Source organism: Staphylococcus sp. GDY8P196P, assembly GCF_017891705.1.
Lineage (GTDB): Bacteria > Bacillota > Bacilli > Staphylococcales > Staphylococcaceae > Staphylococcus > Staphylococcus ureilyticus.
Window position 1 is genome coordinate 1 of sequence record NZ_JAESJS010000005.1, and the last position, 2536, is coordinate 2536.

At 30.6% G+C, this 2536-nt stretch carries 3 protein-coding genes; all 3 read left to right on the top strand.

From position 1 onward, the window contains the following. Positions 1 to 82 precede the first annotated feature (82 nt). A complete protein-coding gene (erm(C), locus tag KA814_RS02885; RefSeq protein WP_001003263.1) occupies positions 83 to 817 on the top strand; it encodes a 23S rRNA (adenine(2058)-N(6))-methyltransferase Erm(C) in 735 nt (244 codons plus the stop codon). Positions 818 to 1264: 447 nt separating this feature from the next. Next, entirely contained in the window at positions 1265 to 1741 is a 477-nt protein-coding gene (locus tag KA814_RS02890; RefSeq protein WP_000664727.1) for a replication/maintenance protein RepL, read from the top strand. A gap of 694 nt (positions 1742 to 2435) precedes the next feature. Next, positions 2436 to 2495 (top strand): 23S rRNA methylase leader peptide ErmCL, encoded by a 60-nt coding sequence (gene ermCL / locus KA814_RS02895; protein ID WP_002497446.1) that lies wholly within the window; start codon positions 2436 to 2438, stop codon positions 2493 to 2495. The last annotated feature ends 41 nt before the right edge of the window (positions 2496 to 2536 follow it).

Here is a 2536-nt window from a genome sequence, read left to right on the forward strand (position 1 = left end):
CAAATTAAAGAGGGTTATAATGAACGAGAAAAATATAAAACACAGTCAAAACTTTATTACTTCAAAATTAAAGAGGATTATAATGAACGAGAAAAATATAAAACACAGTCAAAACTTTATTACTTCAAAACATAATATAGATAAAATAATGACAAATATAAGATTAAATGAACATGATAATATCTTTGAAATCGGCTCAGGAAAAGGGCATTTTACCCTTGAATTAGTACAGAGGTGTAATTTCGTAACTGCCATTGAAATAGACCATAAATTATGCAAAACTACAGAAAATAAACTTGTTGATCACGATAATTTCCAAGTTTTAAACAAGGATATATTGCAGTTTAAATTTCCTAAAAACCAATCCTATAAAATATTTGGTAATATACCTTATAACATAAGTACGGATATAATACGCAAAATTGTTTTTGATAGTATAGCTGATGAGATTTATTTAATCGTGGAATACGGGTTTGCTAAAAGATTATTAAATACAAAACGCTCATTGGCATTATTTTTAATGGCAGAAGTTGATATTTCTATATTAAGTATGGTTCCAAGAGAATATTTTCATCCTAAACCTAAAGTGAATAGCTCACTTATCAGATTAAATAGAAAAAAATCAAGAATATCACACAAAGATAAACAGAAGTATAATTATTTCGTTATGAAATGGGTTAACAAAGAATACAAGAAAATATTTACAAAAAATCAATTTAACAATTCCTTAAAACATGCAGGAATTGACGATTTAAACAATATTAGCTTTGAACAATTCTTATCTCTTTTCAATAGCTATAAATTATTTAATAAGTAAGTTAAGGGATGCATAAACTGCATCCCTTAACTTGTTTTTCGTGTACCTATTTTTTGTGAATCGATTATGTCTTTTGCGCATTCACTTCTTTTCTATATAAATATGAGCGAAGCGAATAAGCGTCGGAAAAGCAGCAAAAAGTTTCCTTTTTGCTGTTGGAGCATGGGGGTTCAGGGGGTGCAGTATCTGACGTCAATGCCGAGCGAAAGCGAGCCGAAGGGTAGCATTTACGTTAGATAACCCCCTGATATGCTCCGACGCTTTATATAGAAAAGAAGATTCAACTAGGTAAAATCTTAATATAGGTTGAGATGATAAGGTTTATAAGGAATTTGTTTGTTCTAATTTTTCACTCATTTTGTTCTAATTTCTTTTAACAAATGTTCTTTTTTTTTTAGAACAGTTATGATATAGTTAGAATAGTTTAAAATAAGGAGTGAGAAAAAGATGAAAGAAAGATATGGAACAGTCTATAAAGGCTCTCAGAGGCTCATAGACGAAGAAAGTGGAGAAGTCATAGAGGTAGACAAGTTATACCGTAAACAAACGTCTGGTAACTTCGTAAAGGCATATATAGTGCAATTAATAAGTATGTTAGATATGATTGGCGGAAAAAAACTTAAAATCGTTAACTATATCCTAGATAATGTCCACTTAAGTAACAATACAATGATAGCTACAACAAGAGAAATAGCAAAAGCTACAGGAACAAGTCTACAAACAGTAATAACAACACTTAAAATCTTAGAAGAAGGAAATATTATAAAAAGAAAAACTGGAGTATTAATGTTAAACCCTGAACTACTAATGAGAGGCGACGACCAAAAACAAAAATACCTCTTACTCGAATTTGGGAACTTTGAGCAAGAGGCAAATGAAAAACAAGAAAATGCATTATCTGATTATTATTCTTTCAAGGACTAGTATAACATAAAATCGTCTACAAATAGACAAAAAACCTGCACGCTTAATGTAGATCAAAAGCTTAACGCAAATGAAATAGATTGACCTCCCAATAACACCACGTAGTTATTGGGAGGTCAATCTATGAAATGCGATTAAGCTTTTTCTAATTCACATAAGCGTGCAGGTTTAAAGTACATAAAAAATATAATGAAAAAAAGCATCATTATACTAACGTTATACCAACATTATACTCTCATTATACTAATTGCTTATTCCAATTTCCTATTGGTTGGAACCAACAGGCGTTAGTGTGTTGTTGAGTTGGTACTTTCATGGGATTAATCCCATGAAACCCCCAACCAACTCGCCAAAGCTTTGGCTAACACACACGCCATTCCAACCAATAGTTTTCTCGGCATAAAGCCATGCTCTGACGCTTAAATACACTAATGCCTTAAAAAAACATTAAAGTCTAACACACTAGACTTATTTACTTCGTAATTAAGTCGTTAAACCGTGTGCTCTACGACCAAAAGTATAAAACCTTTAAGAACTTTCTTTTTTCTTGTAAAAAAAGAAACTAGATAAATCTCTCATATCTTTTATTCAATAATCGCATCAGATTGCAGTATAAATTTAACGATCACTCATCATGTTCATATTTATCAGAGCTCGTGCTATAATTATACTAATTTTATAAGGAGGAAAAAATATGGGCATTTTTAGTATTTTTGTAATCAGCACAGTTCATTATCAACCAAACAAAAAATAAGTGGTTATAATGAATCGTTAAAACCAAATTAAAGAGGGTTA